At 39.8% G+C, this 1,148-nt stretch carries 1 protein-coding gene; it reads left to right on the top strand.

Annotation, left to right across the window (positions count from 1 at the left end; genetic code table 11):
* Positions 1-125 precede the first annotated feature (125 nt).
* Positions 126-1,112 carry an IS110 family transposase gene (locus H5115_RS19975; protein ID WP_024599051.1) on the top strand — a complete coding sequence of 329 codons (987 nt, stop codon included), beginning with the start codon at positions 126-128 and terminating at the stop codon, positions 1,110-1,112.
* Positions 1,113-1,148 lie beyond the last annotated feature (36 nt).

The raw sequence follows: 1,148 nt of genomic DNA, 5'->3' as shown, positions 1-1,148 counted from the left end.
CCAACCAGAGTGTGAAAATGCTGTGACGTAGATTGAGCCCTGACTTCCTAACCTCCATTAAACTGAATGGTATCCTAGCGCCCCAACTAAGGGTGACGCTGCATGTACAAGGGGAGTAGATAGAGATGAAAGCTTTTATTGGCATTGATGTGGGTAAAGAAAAGTTAGATATTTCCTGGCTACGCGATGTAGTCAAAAGTAAAAAGAAAACGAAGATTTTTAAAAATAACCCAAAGGGCTATCAAGAGTTAGTTGCCTGGTTGATAAAGAATACAAATTTAGAAGCACAAGATATTGTTATTACAACAGAGCCCACAGGTGTTTATAGCGAGCCGCTGATGTATTTCCTATATGAGCAAGGATTTATTTTATTACATGTAAATCCTGGTAAAGCAAAACAGTACGCAAGTTCATTAGGGCTTGTCCATAAGACAGACAAGTCAGACGCCACAATGCTTGCTCGTTATGGTCATGACCAACAGCACTCACTTTTAAGTTGGCAGCCTGAGCCTGTTGAAGCGAGAGAGTTAAAAGTAATGACGCGTAGACTTGAAGCACTTGAGCAAGACTTACGTCGCGAAGAAAATCGTTATGAAGCTGTTGGTTTCTCAGGTGCATCTACTCGAGTTACTCAGTCAATTGAAGATATGATAGCTGTACTAAAAACTGAGATGGGCAAGCTAAAAAATGACATTGATGAGCATATTGATAGACACCCACAATTAAAAAAGAACCGCCAATTGCTTCAAAGTATCAAAGGTGTTGGAGAGGTCATATCACGTATGATGGTGTCCTTGATGGCATGTAAACAGTTTAAAAATGCCAAGCAATTAGCTTGTTACTTAGGCTTAATACCTAAGCTTAATGAGTCAGGCAAACGGGCTGGAAAAACAACCTTAAGCAAAGAAGGGCCTGGGTATATAAGGGCTAAATTGTATATGGCTGCTGTAGTAGCTGTACAACATAATCCAGATATAAAAGCCCAAAATAAGCGATTAGTGGAGCAAGGTAAAACAAAAATGCAGGCAATTGGTGCTGCAATGAGAAAGCTGACACATATCTGTTTTGGTGTTGTGAAGAATCAAACTGAATATCAGCCCCAAGCAATTTAAAGAAAGCTTGAGGCTGATTAGAAGAGATGGTATCTA

The sequence above is a fragment of the Pseudoalteromonas sp. SR44-2 genome, from assembly GCF_014163745.1.
Taxonomy (GTDB): domain Bacteria; phylum Pseudomonadota; class Gammaproteobacteria; order Enterobacterales; family Alteromonadaceae; genus Pseudoalteromonas; species Pseudoalteromonas distincta.
This window is presented reverse-complemented; position numbering and strand designations above follow the sequence as displayed.